Origin of the sequence: Promicromonospora sukumoe 327MFSha3.1, assembly GCF_000385135.1 — a bacterium.
Lineage (GTDB): Bacteria > Actinomycetota > Actinomycetes > Actinomycetales > Cellulomonadaceae > Promicromonospora > Promicromonospora sukumoe_B.
The window spans coordinates 601943-617662 of the sequence record NZ_ARQM01000011.1 but is presented as its reverse complement, the minus strand read 5'-3'; the positions used below and the strand labels follow the sequence as shown (position 1 = coordinate 617662).

Annotated in this window: 16 protein-coding genes and 1 tRNA gene; 7 read left to right on the top strand and 10 right to left on the bottom strand. The window is 71.9% G+C overall.

Annotation, left to right across the window (positions count from 1 at the left end; all coding sequences use genetic code 11):
- Window positions 1-58: 58 nt before the first annotated feature.
- The 7 genes from H291_RS0116435 to H291_RS0116405 form a co-directional block, all read right to left on the bottom strand.
- Entirely contained in the window at window positions 59-619 is a 561-nt protein-coding gene (locus H291_RS0116435) for a hypothetical protein (protein ID WP_020016101.1), read from the bottom strand.
- Complete coding sequence (locus H291_RS0116430) at window positions 610-1242, bottom strand: RNA polymerase sigma factor (protein ID WP_020016100.1); 633 nt, start codon at window positions 1240-1242, stop codon at window positions 610-612. The genes H291_RS0116435 and H291_RS0116430 overlap by 10 nt, the downstream gene beginning before the upstream one ends.
- Before the next feature lie 275 nt (window positions 1243-1517).
- Window positions 1518-2234 (bottom strand): 50S ribosomal protein L1, encoded by a 717-nt coding sequence (gene rplA, locus H291_RS0116425; RefSeq protein ID WP_020016099.1) that lies wholly within the window; start codon window positions 2232-2234, stop codon window positions 1518-1520.
- A gap of 79 nt (window positions 2235-2313) precedes the next feature.
- Window positions 2314-2745, bottom strand: a complete 432-nt coding sequence (gene rplK, locus H291_RS0116420; protein ID WP_020016098.1) for a 50S ribosomal protein L11 — start codon at window positions 2743-2745, stop codon at window positions 2314-2316.
- A gap of 75 nt (window positions 2746-2820) precedes the next feature.
- Window positions 2821-3639 carry a transcription termination/antitermination protein NusG gene (gene nusG / locus H291_RS0116415; protein ID WP_020016097.1) on the bottom strand — a complete coding sequence of 273 codons (819 nt, stop codon included), beginning with the start codon at window positions 3637-3639 and terminating at the stop codon, window positions 2821-2823.
- A gap of 249 nt (window positions 3640-3888) precedes the next feature.
- Window positions 3889-4134, bottom strand: a complete 246-nt coding sequence (gene secE / locus H291_RS0116410) for a preprotein translocase subunit SecE (protein WP_020016096.1) — start codon at window positions 4132-4134, stop codon at window positions 3889-3891.
- A gap of 101 nt (window positions 4135-4235) precedes the next feature.
- A tRNA-Trp gene (locus tag H291_RS0116405) sits at window positions 4236-4311 on the bottom strand.
- A 228-nt stretch (window positions 4312-4539) separates the two neighbouring features.
- Here H291_RS0116405 and H291_RS0116400 point away from each other — a divergent pair.
- From H291_RS0116400 to H291_RS0116380, 5 genes are all read left to right on the top strand, one after another.
- Window positions 4540-5436 (top strand): ABC transporter ATP-binding protein, encoded by an 897-nt coding sequence (locus H291_RS0116400; RefSeq protein WP_020016095.1) that lies wholly within the window; start codon window positions 4540-4542, stop codon window positions 5434-5436.
- Window positions 5436-6305, top strand: coding sequence for an ABC transporter permease (locus tag H291_RS0116395; RefSeq protein ID WP_026365829.1), 870 nt, complete (start codon window positions 5436-5438; stop codon window positions 6303-6305). The genes H291_RS0116400 and H291_RS0116395 overlap by 1 nt, the downstream gene beginning before the upstream one ends.
- Window positions 6295-7644: a sensor histidine kinase gene (locus H291_RS0116390; RefSeq protein WP_020016093.1), complete on the top strand. Its 1350-nt coding sequence runs from the start codon at window positions 6295-6297 to the stop codon at window positions 7642-7644. Before H291_RS0116395 ends, H291_RS0116390 begins: the two co-directional genes overlap by 11 nt.
- Complete coding sequence (locus H291_RS0116385) at window positions 7641-8252, top strand: response regulator (RefSeq protein ID WP_020016092.1); 612 nt, start codon at window positions 7641-7643, stop codon at window positions 8250-8252. Before H291_RS0116390 ends, H291_RS0116385 begins: the two co-directional genes overlap by 4 nt.
- Window positions 8253-8317: 65 nt before the next feature.
- Window positions 8318-8614 carry a hypothetical protein gene (locus H291_RS0116380; protein ID WP_020016091.1) on the top strand — a complete coding sequence of 99 codons (297 nt, stop codon included), beginning with the start codon at window positions 8318-8320 and terminating at the stop codon, window positions 8612-8614.
- Between the two features lie 69 nt (window positions 8615-8683).
- On the opposite strand, the gene H291_RS32675 is transcribed toward H291_RS0116380, so the two are convergent.
- Window positions 8684-10591, bottom strand: a complete 1908-nt coding sequence (locus H291_RS32675) for a serine/threonine-protein kinase (protein WP_020016090.1) — start codon at window positions 10589-10591, stop codon at window positions 8684-8686.
- A gap of 185 nt (window positions 10592-10776) precedes the next feature.
- Between H291_RS32675 and H291_RS30470 the strand changes: the two genes are divergently transcribed.
- A complete protein-coding gene (locus H291_RS30470; protein ID WP_051109509.1) occupies window positions 10777-11850 on the top strand; it encodes an adenosine deaminase in 1074 nt (357 codons plus the stop codon).
- Window positions 11851-11982: 132 nt separating this feature from the next.
- On the top strand, window positions 11983-13008 hold the full coding sequence (locus tag H291_RS0116365) for a L,D-transpeptidase family protein (protein ID WP_157237098.1): 1026 nt from the start codon (window positions 11983-11985) through the stop codon (window positions 13006-13008).
- A 62-nt stretch (window positions 13009-13070) separates the two neighbouring features.
- Here the strand turns inward: H291_RS0116365 and H291_RS0116360 are convergent, their stop codons facing one another.
- Complete coding sequence (locus H291_RS0116360; protein WP_051109508.1) at window positions 13071-14279, bottom strand: UDP-N-acetylmuramate dehydrogenase; 1209 nt, start codon at window positions 14277-14279, stop codon at window positions 13071-13073.
- A 156-nt stretch (window positions 14280-14435) separates the two neighbouring features.
- Complete coding sequence (locus H291_RS0116355; RefSeq protein WP_020016086.1) at window positions 14436-15674, bottom strand: MFS transporter; 1239 nt, start codon at window positions 15672-15674, stop codon at window positions 14436-14438.
- Window positions 15675-15720: the final 46 nt, after the last annotated feature.

Sequence of the window (15720 nt, the reverse complement as noted above, 5' to 3'; positions counted from 1 at the left end):
CCGCGCCCCTCGGCCAGATCAAACACTCGGTAGTTCAGCAGTTCAGCAGTTCAGCGGTTCACAGCTCGATGATCGGCGTGCTCACGGCGCCGCCACCGCCGTCGGTGCGGCGGACGACCAGGCTCGCGCGCCCGCGCTCCACCGAGTCGAAGGCGAACCGGCCGTCCTCGTCGGAGGCCGTCGTGACGACGTCGACCCCGGGGCGGTGCAGCTCCACGTCCAGCCCGGCCGCGGGTGCGGCCCAGCCGTCGATCCGGACCCGTCCGCCGGCGGACGGGGACAGCGTGATCATCACGGTCAGCGAGTCGTGCGTGAAGGTGATGGTCTTCGCCTCGGCGGGCGCGGCGTCGTCGGCCCGGGCCGCCGCGGCGGCCCCCCGGACGCCCGCGAGCGGAGCGTCGAGGTAGACGGCCTCCATCATGTCGGCCTCGAGACCCGCCAGCGTGATCGCGAACAGCGACCGCTCGACGAGCCCCTCCGGCACCGGGTCCACGGCCCCGACCGCGCGCGCGAGCCGGGTCAGCACGGCGCCGTCCTCGGCGTCCAGCACGCCCTTCGGGTCGAACGAGAGGTGCCCCACGGCCTCGTCGTCCTGGTTGGGTTCCGGCGTCAGGTCCACGAGAAGTCCCCTTGCTCATCGAGGATGGTGCGCAGCTTCGCCAAGCAGCGGCCACGAGTCGAACCGATGGAACCCATCGGCATTCCGATCGCCGCCGAGATGTACCGGTAGTCCGGCCGGTCGGCGAGCGACACCAGACGCAGCAGCTCCTGGCAGCGTCCGGGAAGTTTCTGGAGGGACGTCCAGAGGATGCGGTCGCGCTCGTCGCGCAGCACCTCGGCGTCCGGGGGCGGGTCGTTCGCGGGGAGAGCCATCGGATGCTCAGGGCTGTCGTCCGGCAGCTCGGTACGGCGCTTCTCGTCGTCACGGTGCTTGCGCACCGCCTCCCAGGCAGCGCGCTTCGCGGTGACCAGCAGCCACTTCAGCACGGCCTTCGGCTCGGCGATCGACTCGGCGTGGCGTACCAACGCGACCCAGGTGCTCTGCACGACGTCGTCCGCGGCATCGCGGTCGACCCCTTGCGCGCGGACCGTGTGCCACAGCAGCGGCGTCGCCTCGCGCACCAGGTCGCCGAGCGCCTGGTGGTTTCCGGCGCGGTACTCGGTCAGGGCGATCGCCGCGCGATCACCGAGCGTGAGACCGGACCCGTCGACGTCGGGCAGGGCCTCCCTTGATCCTGTCATTGCACCACGGGATTCTCTGCTGGCGGATGTTTCCACGTCGCGTGCCGGACGTGGAGCGCTTGGACCAACCGAGTCTACGGCCGAGCACACGGATCCGGGGAGGGAGAAAACAGTGCCCATCAGGCACTCCTCTCTCCTCGGCTCACGTCGGCTTCCTGCCGCCCATCAGACAAGAGGTGGGACCACCCGGTTCGATACATGATCCTGATGAAAATTCAAAAAGGCCCGCATCCCTTGCGGGATGCGGGCCTCTCTGCGCTTTCGGGGCGCTCGGATCAGGCCGAGAGCTCCTCGAGAAGCTTGGTGGTCTTGCTCTGGTCCAGCGGGATGCCGGGGCCCATCGTGGTGGTCATGGTCGCCTTGCTGATGTAGCGACCCTTCGACGACGACGGCTTGAGGCGCAGGACCTCGTCGAGCGCGGCGACGTAGTTCTCCAGCAGCTGGGCCTCGGAGAACGAAGCCTTGCCGATGATGAAGTGCAGGTTCGCGTGCTTGTCGACGCGGAACTCGATCTTGCCGCCCTTGATGTCGGTGACAGCCTTGGTCACGTCCATCGTCACGGTGCCGGTCTTCGGGTTCGGCATGAGACCGCGGGGGCCGAGGACCTTACCGAGGCGACCGACCTTGCCCATGAGGTCCGGCGTGGCGACAGCCGCGTCGAAGTCGGTGTAGCCGGCGGCCACCTTCTCGATCAGCTCGTCGCCACCGACCTCGTCGGCACCGGCCGCACGGGCCTCCTCCGCCTTGGCGGCGTTGGCGAACACGATGACCTTGGCGGTCTTACCCGTGCCGTTCGGCAGGTTGACCGTGCCACGGACCATCTGGTCCGCCTTGCGGGGGTCCACGCTCAGCCGGAACGCGACCTCGACGGTGGCGTCGTACTTGACCGTGGCGGTGTCCTTGGCCAGGCGGATGGCCTCGAGCGGCGAGTACAGGTTCTCGCTGTCGATCTTCTCCGCGGCGGCGAGGTACGCCTTGCTGCGCTTTGCCATGTTCTCTCCTTGTGGTCGTAGCGGGCCGACCGGCCCTGCCACTGGTGGTGGTTCGTCCGGGGCGGAAGCCCCGGGGGGATCACTCGGAAACGGTGATGCCCATCGAGCGGGCGGTGCCCGCGATGATCAGCGACGCGGCGTCGAGGTCGTTCGCGTTCAGGTCAGGAAGCTTGGTCGTCGCGATCTCGCGGACCTGGTCCTTGGTGATCGAGGCGACCTTGACCGTGTGCGGCGTCGCGGAGCCCTTGGCCACACCGGCGGCCTTCTTGATCAGCTCGGCGGCCGGCGGCGTCTTGGTGATGAAGGTGAACGAGCGGTCCTCGTACACGGTGATCTCGACCGGGATGACGTTGCCACGCTGCGACTCGGTCGCCGCGTTGTACGCCTTGCAGAACTCCATGATGTTCACGCCGTGCTGACCCAGCGCGGGGCCGATCGGCGGAGCCGGCGTCGCGGCGCCGGCCTGGATCTGCAGCTTGATGAGGCCGGAGACCTTCTTCTTCGGGGGCATGCGTTCACTACCTTCTGTTGGATGGGCCTACGCCGTGGGCGATGACCCGGTTGCAAGTGCTGGGGTACGGACGAATCAGATCTTGGCGACCTGGTTGAACCCCAGCTCGACCGGGGTCTCCCGGCCGAAGATGGAGACGAGGACCTTGAGCTTCTGGGCCTCGACGTTGATCTCGGAGATCGAGGCGGGCAGCGTGTCGAACGGACCGTCCGTGACGGTCACCGACTCGCCGACCTCGAAGTCCACGTGGACCGGAGCCTTGCCGGAGCTGGTGATGGTGCCGCCACCAGGTGCCTGCTGGCCGACCTGCTGGCCGGCCTGCGGCAGCATCGACGGCGCGAGCATCGAGTAGATCTCGTCGAAGCTCAGCGGCACGGGCTGGTGGGTGTGCCCGACGAAGCCCGTGACGCCCGGGGTGTGCCGCACGGCGCCCCACGACTCGTCGGTCAGGTCCATGCGCACGAGGACGTAACCCGGGATGCGCACCCGGCTCACGATCTTCTTCTGCGCGTTCTTGATCTCGGCGACCTCTTCCATCGGAACCTCGACCTGGAAGATGTAGTCCTCCATGTTCAGGCTCTGGATGCGGTTCTCGAGGTTGGTCTTCACGCGCTTCTCGTAACCCGCGTACGAGTGGATGACGTACCAGTCGCCGAACTGGCCGCGGAGGGTTCGCTTGAACTCCTCGACCTCGTCCACGATGACGTCGCCGTCGGCGTCAGCGGGGCGCTCGTCGGCGACGTCGTCCTCGACCTCGTCCTCGACGGTCTCGGCCGGGGTCTCGGCGTCCGCAGGCACGTCAGCGTTCTCGGCGTCCAGGGGCGCGTCGACGGCCGTCTCGTCGCCGTCGGCCGGCGAGACGTTCTCCGTCTGGTCCAGAGAGTCCTGGGACACGAAACGAACCTGCTTTCTCTTCGTGCGCCGGGGCTGCGCCCGGCACGGGTGTGCGTACTTCTACGAGCTGTGTCCGGCCATTGTCGCGCGAAAGTACCGCGAAGGGACAATCAGCGACGGGCGAGAACGATCACAGCGAAGTACTGCGCAGCGTGCCGCATGTGTTGGTCCGGCGCACCCGGACCGGCGTGAGGCCCGTCCGACGGGCCCGCCGACGACCGCCTCAGCCGTCGTCTCCGAGAGGGACGATCAGCCGAAGACCCAGCCGGCCAGCATGCCGAAGGCGTAGTCCAGGGCCACCACGAAGATCATGACGACGACCAGGAAGACGAGCACGACGGTCGTGTACGTGATGAGCTCGGAGCGCGTCGGCGAGACGACCTTCTTGAGCTCGGCCACCACCTGGCGCACGAAGAGCGCGATCCGGGCGAAGATGTTGCCGCCGCCCTTGCTCGGACGCTCCGCGGCGCTCTGGATCACCTCGGTGTCGCTCACTGCTACCCCACTCCTGTGGCCCGGCGCGCCGGGCGGCGCGGACTGCCGTTCCAGGTCCACTCACGTGGGCCCGCTGCGCGCGGCCCCGCTGGGGTTCACGCTGGCAGGGTAGACAGGACTCGAACCTGCAACCTGCGGTTTTGGAGACCGCTGCGCTACCAATTGCGCCACTACCCTATGTGTTCGTTACCCGGTCCTGACCACCGCGTGCCCTGGAGAGGCACGCCGCATCAGGTGAGCTTCGATCACCGAGGCACAACTGTACGGTACCCAGCGCCGTAGGTCGAACTCGTTCCCCGGGGCCCCTCGCAGGTCACCGGGTGAGCGCTGTCCACCGGACGACGGACACGAGATGCAGCCGAACGGGCGTCCCGCCGGAGGTGCCCCGCGGAGCATGCTCGGGACATGGAGACAACCGGATCGTCGGCCGTGCGGGTACGCGGCCTCCGCAAGCGGTACGGCACCGCCCGTACCGGGTTCAAGGACGCCGTGGCCGGGCTGGACCTCGACGTCGCCCACGGTGAGATCGTGGCGGTGCTTGGCCCCAACGGGGCCGGAAAGACCACCACCGTCGAGATCCTCGAGGGGTTCCGCGACCGGGACGACGGCGACGTCACCGTGCTCGGCGAGGACCCCCGGCACGCGGGCCGCGCCTGGCGGGCCCGCATCGGCGTGGTCATGCAGGACTCGAGGGACCTGAGCGAGCTCACGGTCCTGGAGAAGGTGCGCTCCACCGCCGCCGCGTACCCCGGCTCGCGCGACCCCGGCGAGGTCATCGCCGCCGTCGGGCTCGCGGAGAAGGCCAGGGCGCGGACGCGCGGGCTGTCCGGCGGCCAGCGGCGGCGGCTCGACGTGGCCCTCGGGATCGTGGGCCGACCCGAGCTGCTCTTCCTGGACGAACCCACGACGGGGTTCGACCCGGAGGCCAGGCGCTCCTTCTGGGACCTCGTGACCGGCCTGCGCGACGACGGCACCACGATCCTGCTGACCACCCACTACCTCGACGAGGCCGCGCAGCTCGCGGACCGCGTGGTCGTCGTGCGCGACGGCGTCGTGGTCGCCGAGGGCACGCCCGAGACGCTCGGCGGGCCGGGGGCCCGCACCCCGGTCGTCGCGTGGGACGACGAGGGCGTGCGCCGCACCGAGCGGACCGACCGGCCGACGGCCGCCGTCGCGCGCCTGATCGCCGCCGCCGGGCCGGACGGCGAGGTGCCCGGCCTGTCCGTGACCCGCCCGACGCTCGAGGACGTGTACCTGTCCCTGATCGGCGAGAGCACCATCGACACCGAGGAGGCGGCGTGATGAGCACGGCTGCTGCGACGAGCAGGACTGCCCGGACCGGGGCGAGCACCGCCAGGCGACTGCCCGGCACGCTTCGGCTCGGCCTGGTGCGCGGCGGCGTGGAGCTGCTGCAGTTCCTCCGCGAACGCGACTCGATGGTCTTCGGGTTCGCGTACCCGATCATCATGCTCGCGATCTTCTCCGCGGTCTTCGGTGACGACGACCCGGTGGTCTCGGACGGCGTCAGCGTCAGCTTCGCGCAGTACTTCCTGCCCGGGATGATCGCGACCGGCGTCATGCTCTCGACCTACCAGACGCTCGCGATGTCGATCGCCGTCGAGCGGGACGACGGGACGCTCAAGCGGCTGCGTGCCACGCCGCTGCCCGCGACGTCGTACTTTCTGGGCAAGGTGCTCCTGTCGCTGGTGACGGTGCTCGCACAGACCGCCCTGCTGCTCGCGGTCGCGGCAGTCGCCTTCGACGTGCCCCTGCCCGAGGACCCGGCGCGCTGGATCACCTTCGCGTGGGTGTTCGTGCTGGGGACGGCGGCCGGCGCCGTGTGCGGCGTCGCGTACTCGTCGGTGCCGCGCTCCGGCCGGTCCGCGAGCGCCGTGGTGGTGACACCGCTCCTGGTGCTGCAGTTCACGTCGGGCGTGTTCTTCCCGGTCACGCAGCTGCCGGGCTGGATGCTCGACCTGTCGTCGATCTTCCCGCTGAAGTGGATCGCGCAGGGCATGCGGTCGGTGTTCCTGCCGGAGGCGTTCGCGGCGGCGGAGCCGGCCGGCTCCTGGCAGCACGGTGCGACTGCTGCTGTACTGGCGGCATGGCTGGTGGTGGCGCTCGTGGTCGGCACCCGGACGTTCCGGTGGCGACGACACGATGACGGCTGACGAAACTCGCGGCGCAGGGCGCGACGACGCGGCGAGCGGCGGGGACCCCGCCGATCTCCTGTACGCCGGGTGGGAGCAGCAGGTGCGGTGGTGGGACGCGGCGTTCGGCGTGATCGTCGCGCTCACCGCGGCCGCCCTGGTGCTGGAGGGCACGCGCGGCACGCACCTCGTGGTGGCCTGTGCGGCGCTGGCGGCGCTCGTGATCGCGTACCTGCTGTGGGGAGCCCGGGCGGCGCGCACCCGGCAGCGGGGCCCGGCCCTGGCCTACCTGGTGGTGCTGGTGCTGGCCACCGGGGTGGCCGTATCGCAGGCCGGCGTGGCGACGTTCCTGATGTTCATCGCGTTCGCGCAGGTGTGGATGCTGCTGGAGTCGATCAAGCAGGGCGTGGTGGGCTGTGCGGCGCTCACCGTGTCGGTGACGATCGGTATCGTCGCGGCCTACGACTTCGCGCCGGACGTGGTGCTCGACGTGGTGCCGCAGATGTTCGTGACGCTCCTGTTCGCGATCGGGCTGGGGCTCTGGTTCCACCTCGCGATGCGGCGCGCCGAGGAGCACGCGCGCCTGCTCGACGAGCTGCGTGCCGCGCAGGCGGAGCTGGCCCGGACCAACCACGAGGCGGGTGTCGTGGCCGAGCGCGAGCGCCTCGCCCGGGAGATCCACGACACGCTGGCCCAGGGCTTCACGAGCGTCGTCATGCAGGCGCAGGCGGCGACGGCGGCCCTGGACCACGGGGACGACGGCGGCGCGCGGGAACGTCTGCGCGTGGTCGAGGAGACGGCGCGCGAGAACCTGGCCGAGGCCCGGGCGCTGGTCGCTGCCTTCGCCCCCGTGGCACTGCAGGACGCCTCGCTCCCGCAGGCGCTGGGGCGGCTCACGGAGCGGTACGCCCTGGAGACGAACGAGGTGGTGAGCTTCGAGGCCAGCGGCGTCGGGCCGCTGCCGCCGGCGACCGAGGTGGTGCTGCTGCGGGCGGCCCAGGAGGCCTTGTCGAACGTCCGGCGGCACGCGCGGGCGATGATCGTCGGCGTGCGTCTGGCCCAGGCCGACGGGGCGGTGACGCTCACCGTGGCCGACGACGGGCAGGGCTTCGGCCCCGACGTCGACGACGGGTTCGGGCTGGCCGGGATGCGCGACCGGGTGCGGTCGGTGGGTGGCACCCTGTCGGTCAGCTCCACGCCGGGCAGCGGTACGACGCTGCGGGCACGGGTCCCGGTCGACGCCGCCGTACCGGGCACGAGCACGGGCGCGGGTGCGGGTGCGGACGGGCACAAGGGCACGGCGCCGGACGGCGGGAACGCCGTCCGGGCGGAGGACGGGACACAGGGGGTGGCGCGATGATCCGGGTGCTTGTGGTGGACGACCATCCGGTGGTGCGGTCGGGGCTGGCGGGCATGCTCGCGGTCGAGGACGATCTCGAGGTCGTGGGCGAGGCCGCCGACGGGGAGCAGGCCGTCGCGCTGGCCGGGGAGCTCGCGCCCGACGTGGTGCTCATGGACCTGCGGATGCCCGTGCTCGACGGCGTCTCCGCGACCGCGGGGATCGTGGGCACCGGGCCCCGGGTGGTGGTGCTGACCACGTACGACACCGACGCCGACATCCTGCGCGCCGTCGAGGCCGGGGCGACCGGCTACCTGCTCAAGGACACCCCGCGGGCCGTGCTCGTCGCGGGCATCCGCGCGGCGGCCCGCGGCGAGACGGTGCTGGCGCCGAGCGTGGCGACGCGCCTGGTCAGCTCGGTCCGCACCGCGGCGGAGCGGCCCTCCGCGCGGGAGTCCGAGGTCCTGACGCTGGTGGCGCGCGGCAGGTCGAACGCCGAGGTCGGGCGGGAGCTGTCGATCACGGAGGCCACGGTGAAGACGCACCTCATCCGGGCGTTCGCCAAGCTGGGCGTCGCCGACCGCACGGCCGCCGTGACGGTGGCCCGGGAGCGCGGCTGGATCGCCTGACCCCTTCGGGACGGACAACGGCGTCTTTCCAGGACGGCGCGCCAGGCGGCCGATAGGTTGCCCGCATGAACAACTCGGGCGAAATCGACATCACGGCACGCGTCGAGGCGGCTGTCGCCTCGGCGATCTACGACATGGTGCTGCCGATCGACACCATGGGCGTGACCTTCCACGACGGCGCGCTGGACGACGTCGGCGACGCCTACCGCGCAGACCCGGACGCGACCCTCGCCGCCGCGGACGCGCGGTTCGCGGCGCACATGGCGACGGTCGCGGAGGCGTCGTCCGACGAGGAGGCAGAAGGCCCCATGCTCCGGGCGCGCGCCGCCATGGCCCTGAAGGAGCGCCTCAAGGAGCTGTGACGCGCCGAGGGCGCCCTGGTCGTGGGACCAGGGCGCCCTCGCGTGGCGCCGGCGGCCGGCGACCCGCGGCTAGCGGCTGCCTGCGGGCTGGTTGTTGGTGCCGCCGTCCGCCTGCCCGCCGCCGCTGGGGTTGGTCGACGGTTCGACCGGAGTCGTCGGCTCCTCCGTCGGTTCCTCCGTGGGCTCCTCCGTCGGCTCCTCGGTCGGTTCCTCGGTGGGCTCCTCCGTGGGCTGGTCCGTCGGCGTGGGCGTAGGTGTCGGCGACGGGGTGGGCGTCGGCGACGGCGTGGGGGTCGGCGACGGGGTCGGCGACGGACGCGGAGTGAACTCCGGCGGCGGGGCCACCTCTTCCGTGTCGCTCGGGGTCGGCGACGGTGAGGGCGACCGCGACGGCTCCCGGGTCGACGGGCTCTCGCTCGGCGTGACCCCCTGTGGCCCGTTGTCGCCCATCATGTTCGCGATCACCAGGCCGGCCCCGCCGAACACGAGCAGCGCGAACACGATGATCGTGACCACGCGGCCGCGGCCGGTGGTCATCTTCTGCCAGAAGGACCGCTCCTCCTCCGGCGGCGCGAGCGGCGGCGGCACGGACGCGGCGGCCGGGTCGGCGGCGAGCGCACCGGCGGCGCCGGCAGCCCCCACCGCGGCGACCATGGTCGTGCGGTCCTCCGGGTCGGTCGCCGGGCCCAGCACCATCGTGCCGGACCCGGGTGCGCCGGTCACCGGGTCGATCACCTCGGTGCCGCCCGCGCCCACACCGAGCTGCATGGTCTCGCCGCTGGTGCCCATCCGGCCCGCGGGGCCACCGAGCAGGATCGTGACCGTCTCGCGCATCGAGTCGGCCGTCGGGAACCGGCGGTTCGGGTCCTTGGCCATGGCCCGGGACACGAGGCGGTCCACCGACGCCGGGACGGCCGCGCGCCGCGCGGACGCCGCGGGCACGGGGGCGTTCACGTGCGCCCGCAGGACGTCCTCGGCCTGCGCCCGCTCGAACGGGGCGTGCCCGGTCAGCGTGTAGTACGCGAGCGCGCCGACGGCGTAGATGTCGCTCCGGGCGTCGAGCGGCTTGCCGCGCGCCTGCTCGGGCGACATGCCGATGACCGATCCGGCCACCGTGGCACCCTCGCCGTCGCCACCGGCGGGCCGGGTGAGCCCGAGGTCCAGCAGGCCGACGGCGAACGTGCCGTCGGGCTGCTTGTCGACCATCACGTTGCGCGGCGCGATGTCCCGGTGCACCAGACCTGCCGCGTGCACCGCGGCGAGGCCCTCCAGCAGGCCGTCGATGATCATGAGCGCGTCCCGCCAGGGCAGGCCGCTGTCCCCGGCGTAGTCGGACAGGGAGATGCCCGGCACGCGGTTCATGACCGTCCACGGCACGCTCGCGCCCGCGACGTCCTCCTCGCCGGAGTCCAGGACCTTCACGACGCCCGGGTGCGTCACGAGCGCCGACGCGTCGACCTCGCGCTGCAGGGAGGCCCGGGCGTTCTGGTCGTCCACCAGGTGCGGGTGCAGCACCTTGACCACGAGGGGCCCGTCGAAGGGGTCGGCCTCGGGTTCCGCGGGCTCGGCGATCTCGGCCGTCGCGTCGGGGTCGCCCTCTGCCCCGGCGGCCGGCTCACCGTCGACGTCGGACGCGGCGTCGGGCTCGCCGTCCTTGCTGCCGGAACCGTCGCCGGAGTCGGCCTCGTCAGCCGTGGCATCGCCGGACTTCGCCTCGTCAGCCTTCGCCTCGTCGCCGTCCGCATCCGCGCCGGCGGCCTCACCGTCGTCCGCCTCGGTCACGTCGGTCGCGTCAGCCGCCTCGGACGCCGCGTCCTCGTCGCCCGGCTCGGGCTCCGGGACCGCAACCCGCTGCGCGTCGTACACGGTGAACGTCGCGCCCGTGCCGAGGACGTCGACCAGCTCGTACCTGCCCCCGAGGACGACGTGCACCGGGAGGTCGGCTGCGTCGGCCTCGCCCGTGTTGTTCTCAGTCACTGGTTCACCGGGGTCCATCGTTGCGGATCGAGCAAATCAGTCATTTCGGCTATCTGCGGCATGTTCTTCTCAGGATACGTAGCGGAGAGCGCGCACACCAAAGATGGTCGGCGCGATGTGTGTGAGTAGTGCGGAGTATCACGATCGCGGCTGCCAGCAGCACGCTGCTTTGCCAGACTACGCAGATGCGCGACCTCGCACTTCTTCCCAAGGCGCACCTCCACCTGCACTTCACCGGATCCATGCGGGTGCCGACCCTCGTCGACATGGCTGCCGCGTACAACGTCCGGTTGCCCGATGCGCTCATCGACAACGACCCCTTGCGCCTGCCCGCCACGGAGCGCGGCTGGTTCCGCTTCCAGCGCCTTTACGACGCCGCACGCGCCTGCGTGCGGTCCGAGGGCGACATGCGCCGCCTGGTCCACGAGGCGGCGGCCGACGACGCCGCGGAAGGCTCGGGCCGCCTGGAGATCCAGGTCGACCCCACCTCCTACGCGCCCTTCGTCGGCGGCATCACGCCGGCCGTCGAGATCGTGATCGACGCCGCCAGGACCGCGAGCGCCGCGTACGGGATCGAGGTGGGCGTGATCATCGCGGCGTCGCGCATGAAGCATCCGCTCGACGCGCGCACGCTGGCGCGGCTCGCCGCCCGGTACGCGGGCGACGGCGTCGGCGAGGTCGTGGGCTTCGGGCTGTCGAACGACGAGCGCCGCGGGGAGACGTCGCAGTTCGGTCCCGCGTTCGACATCGCTCGCCGGGCCGGGCTGGCCGCCGTGCCGCACGGCGGGGAGCTGCTCGGGCCGGACCACATCAGCGAGGTCATGCGCGAGCTGGTGCCGGACCGGATCGGGCACGGTGTGCGGTCCGCGGAGGACCCGCGGGTGCTCGCGGAGATCGTGGACCGCGGCGTGGCGCTGGAGGTGAACCCGGGCTCGAACATCGGGCTGGGGGTGTACGGGGAGGCGAGCGAGGTGCCGCTGCGTACCCTGGTGGACGCGGGCGCCGTCGTGGCGCTCGGCGCGGACGACCCGCTCCTGTTCGGGTCGCGGCTCGTGGACCAGTACCAGATCGCACGCGACGCGCACGGGTTCACGGACGCGGAGCTCGCGGGGCTGGCGGCGTCGTCGATCCGGGCCAGCCGGGCGTCGTCGTCGACCAAGGCGCGACTGCTGGCCGAGGTGGACGCCTGGTTGCTGGCCCCGGACCCCGCCGCCGCGCCGGTTCGGCTCCCCGCAGGCGGAACAGTCACGATTGGGTGACGATCGACTGTCCCAACGATCCTGATCCGCCGCGCGTCGGTTAGAGATACAGGACACTCGCGGGGGGACGACGTCGTCTCGCGGGTGTTGTGCCGCGCCACCCCCAGCAGGCGCGGTCGAGGAGGAGTCACGATGCGGGTTGTGCACAGCAGGTCCGGCCACGGTGCGGTCAGCCGCGCCGTGGGCAAGAGGGTCGTCGGCACCTTGGGCGCGGTGGCGCTGGCGGCGACCCTGCTGTCCGGTTGCGGCGACGACCGGGAGCCCCCGGCGGAGGCGGACCGGACGACGAGCTCGCCGAGCGCGTCCGCGCCCGAGGAGAGCTCGCCGAGCCCGGAGCCGACGGCGAGCGAGCCGTCCGCGGAGGCCGAGCCGAGCGCCACACCGTCGGAGAGCGCGAGCGAGGGCACGGACGAGGGGTCCGGCCAGGGCGACGAGGACGCCGACGGGTCGGGGGACGACGCGGACGACGACGGCGGCTCCGGCAAGGGCTCCGACGAGGGCAAGTCCGACGACAAGGGCGACGGCAAGGGCGGCAAGGACGACGAGCCCGAGAAGCCGGACTACATCGAGTACGGCGAGAGCAGCAACCGCGTGGGCAAGCTCCAGCAGCGGCTGCAGGACCTCGGGTACTTCGTGACCTCCGTGGACAAGGCGTACGGCGGCGAGACGCAGCAGGCGGTGTTCGCGTTGCAGAAGGCCGGCGGCCTGTACCGGGACGGCGTGGTGGGTGACGCCACGCAGGCCGCGGCCGACAAGGGCGTGGTGCCGAAGGCGCAGACGTCGTCGGGCAAGGTGCTGGAGATCGACATCGACCGGCAGCTCGTGCTCGCCGTCGAGAACGGCAAGGTCGTCAAGGTCATCAACGCGTCGTCCGGCAACGGGGAGACGTACCAGGCCAAGGGCAACACCTACACGGCGTACACGCCGCGCGGGTCGTTCGCGGTGTACCGCGAGGAGAACCGGATGTACGCGTCGGGCCTGGAGCTCGGCGACATGTGGCGGCCCAAGTTCTTCACGGGCGGCATCGCGGTGCACGGGTCGGCGTCGGTGCCGGCGTTCCCGGCGTCGCACGGCTGCGTGCGGGTGTCGAACGGCGCGATGGACTGGATCTGGGACACCTGGGGCGCCCCGTCGGGCACGCCCGTAGTCGTCTACTAGAACGTGTCAGACGCTCAGGTCACCCGGGTGACCTGAGCGTCTGACACGTGATCGCGCAGGGGCTAGAGGGAGACGCCGATCAGGACGGTCTCCGGCACGAGGGTCACGCCGAACCGGTCGCGGACGCCGTCGCGCACCGCGCGGGCGAGCGCGATGACGTCCTCGGTGCGGGCCCCGCCGCGGTTGGTCATCGCGAGCGTGTGCTTGGTCGAGAGCCGTGCGGGGCTGTGCTCCCCCGCCAGGCCGAAGCCCTTGGCGAAGCCCGCGTGCTCGATGAGCCACGCGGCGCTGGTCTTGACGAGCGTCGGGTCGATGGCGCCGAGGCTCGGGCCCGTGGTCGTCTCCGGCGTCGCGGAGCGGACCGGGTAGCGCGGGGCGTCCTCGGGCAGGTGCTCCAGGTGCTCCACGGGGATCACGGGATTGGTGAAGAAGGACCCCGAGTTCCAGCGGTCGTGGTCCGGCTCCCCGTCGAAGCCCGGGCTGTCGAGCAGCATGCCCTTGCCGCCGCGCAGGCCCAGCACGGTCTCGCGGACGTCCTTCATCGGGGCGCGCTGCCCCACCTCGACGCCGAGGCGGCGGGCCAGCTCGCCGTAGCCCACCGGCGCGGACAGCGTGCCGAGCCGGAACTGGAACTGGACGCTCAGCACCACGTAGCGCGGCGACGGGTACCAGGGGGCACGCGGGTCGCCCTCGCCCTTGATGCCCTCGCGCCCCTCGCCGTGCATGGAGCGCTTGAGCAGCGACGTGCGGTACCCGAAGCGCAGCTCGCCGACGGAGAAGGTCCGTACCCGGCGGTCCCCGCGGTCCCAGGTGCGGACCAGGGAGACGACGCCGGACAGTTCCTGGCCGTACGCGCCGATGTTCTGCACGGGAGCGGCGCCGACCGTCCCCGGGATGCCCGACAGCGACTCGATGCCGACCCAGCCCTCGTCGACGGCGCGCGCGACCAGCTCGTCCCAGTTCTGGCCGGCGGGTGCGGTCACCACGGCGCCGCCGCAGGAGTCGTCCGACTCGACGGTGATCCCGGTGCGGACGTCCCGGACGACCACGCCGCCGAAGCCCTCGTCGGCCACCAGCAGGTTGGAGCCGCCGCCCACGACCAGCAGCGGCACGCCGGCGTCGTCGGCGGCGGTCACCGCCTCGATCATCGCGGCCTCTTCCTCTGCCTCGACGTACGAGGCTGCCGGCCCACCAACACGGAGGGTGGTGAGGTCGGCGAGGCTGGGGACCACCGCTTGTGCCTGGACGGTGTCTGCCGGGTATGGGCTCACCGTGCAAGCCTATCTACCCGACGCGTTGGATTTGTGCACATCTTCGACATGGCGTGGGTGATGTCTGCCAATTCTGGAACCTTTTGGTGTCCGCAGACGTGTTCAGTGCTCGGTTTCCGCGGCCTGGCCTGGGCATACCCGCCGCTGTGATCCCCGCTACCTCTTCACACCTGCCGCCGTCGGCAGGGGCCGCACGGAGCGGGCCACGACGAGCCCGAGCGCCATCGGGACGAGCAGCACGAGCACCGCGAGGCGGTAGCCCGTCGCGTGCGCCACGAAGCCGATCAGCGGCGGGCCCACGAAGAACGCGGTGTACGCGATGGTCGAGACGGCGGCCACGCGCATCGCGGCCCGGCGTGGCTCGTCGGACGCCGCGCTCATGCCCATCGGGAAGCCCATCGCGGCGCCCAGGCCCCACAGGCCGACCCCGATCAGCGCGAGCCACAGGACCGGGACCAGGGAGAACGTCAGCACGCCCACGAATGCGAGCGCAGCAGAGATCACCAGGACCGGCACCCGTCCGTACCGGTCGATCGCTCGCGTCCCGGCGAGGCGGGCCGTCGTCATCGCGGTGAGGAAGACGGCGAGGCCCACGGCGCCCATGCCGTCGGAGGTGCCGAACCCGTCCACGACCGCGAGGCTCACCCAGTCGTTGGCGACGCCCTCCGTGAGTGCGGCGCTCAGCACCACGAGGCCGATCGCCAGGGTGCGCGGCTCGCGCCAGGCGGCGAGCAGGCCGGCCACGCCCGACGGCGGCGGGGTCACCTCGGCCGGGTCGGCGCCGTCCGCGCCGGCCGCGCCCACGGCGTCGTCCGGTACGGCGGCCGCGAGCGCACGCGGCGTGAAGAACCGGGTGGCGACCACGACGGACAGGAAGGCGACCACGCCCGCCGCGACGATGTGCCACAGGACCGGGACGCCGGCGGTGGCCACGAGGGCGCCGATGCCGGCGCCGAGGACGGTGCCGAACGAGAACCCGGCGTGGAAGATCGGCATGACCGCACGCCCGAGGCGCTGCTCCACGGTGGCGCCCTCGAGGTTCATCGCGGCGTCCCAGACCCCCGCGCCCACCCCGAAGAGGATCAGGCCGCCGCGGACGGCGAGGTGCTCGTCCGACGCGACGCCGTAACCGGCCACGACGAGCCCGGCCACGAGCAGGCCCGAGAACGACAGCACGGTGCGCGCGGTGCCGATCCGCTCCGCGACGAGGCCCGAGAGCGGGATCGCGGCGACGGATCCGATGGAGCCCGTCAGGAGCAGGATGCCCATCTCCTGCTCGGAGAACCCGAGGCCGTCCCGGACGGCGGGGAGGCGCGATGCCCAGCTCGCGAACGCGAACCCGCTGGCGGCGAAGACGACGAAGACCGCGCGGGCGGCGGCGTGTGCAGTAGGCACGGAACTCCTTGGTGCGATTGAATCTCCCGACCGTAAGCCACAATCT

Excerpts from the sequence above, each read along its gene's own strand:
- rplA (WP_020016099.1), bottom strand. The coding sequence starts at position 2,234 with ATGGCAAAGCGCAGCAAGGCGTACCTCGCCGCCGCGGAGAAGATCGAC.
- H291_RS0116395 (WP_026365829.1), top strand. The coding sequence starts at position 5,436 with ATGAGCACGGCTGCTGCGACGAGCAGGACTGCCCGGACCGGGGCGAGC.
- rplK (WP_020016098.1), bottom strand. The coding sequence starts at position 2,745 with ATGCCCCCGAAGAAGAAGGTCTCCGGCCTCATCAAGCTGCAGATCCAG.
- H291_RS0116400 (WP_020016095.1), top strand. The coding sequence starts at position 4,540 with ATGGAGACAACCGGATCGTCGGCCGTGCGGGTACGCGGCCTCCGCAAG.
- H291_RS0116390 (WP_020016093.1), top strand. The coding sequence starts at position 6,295 with ATGACGGCTGACGAAACTCGCGGCGCAGGGCGCGACGACGCGGCGAGC.
- H291_RS0116365 (WP_157237098.1), top strand. The coding sequence starts at position 11,983 with ATGCGGGTTGTGCACAGCAGGTCCGGCCACGGTGCGGTCAGCCGCGCC.
- H291_RS0116385 (WP_020016092.1), top strand. The coding sequence starts at position 7,641 with ATGATCCGGGTGCTTGTGGTGGACGACCATCCGGTGGTGCGGTCGGGG.
- H291_RS0116430 (WP_020016100.1), bottom strand. The coding sequence starts at position 1,242 with ATGACAGGATCAAGGGAGGCCCTGCCCGACGTCGACGGGTCCGGTCTC.
- H291_RS0116380 (WP_020016091.1), top strand. The coding sequence starts at position 8,318 with ATGAACAACTCGGGCGAAATCGACATCACGGCACGCGTCGAGGCGGCT.
- H291_RS30470 (WP_051109509.1), top strand. The coding sequence starts at position 10,777 with ATGCGCGACCTCGCACTTCTTCCCAAGGCGCACCTCCACCTGCACTTC.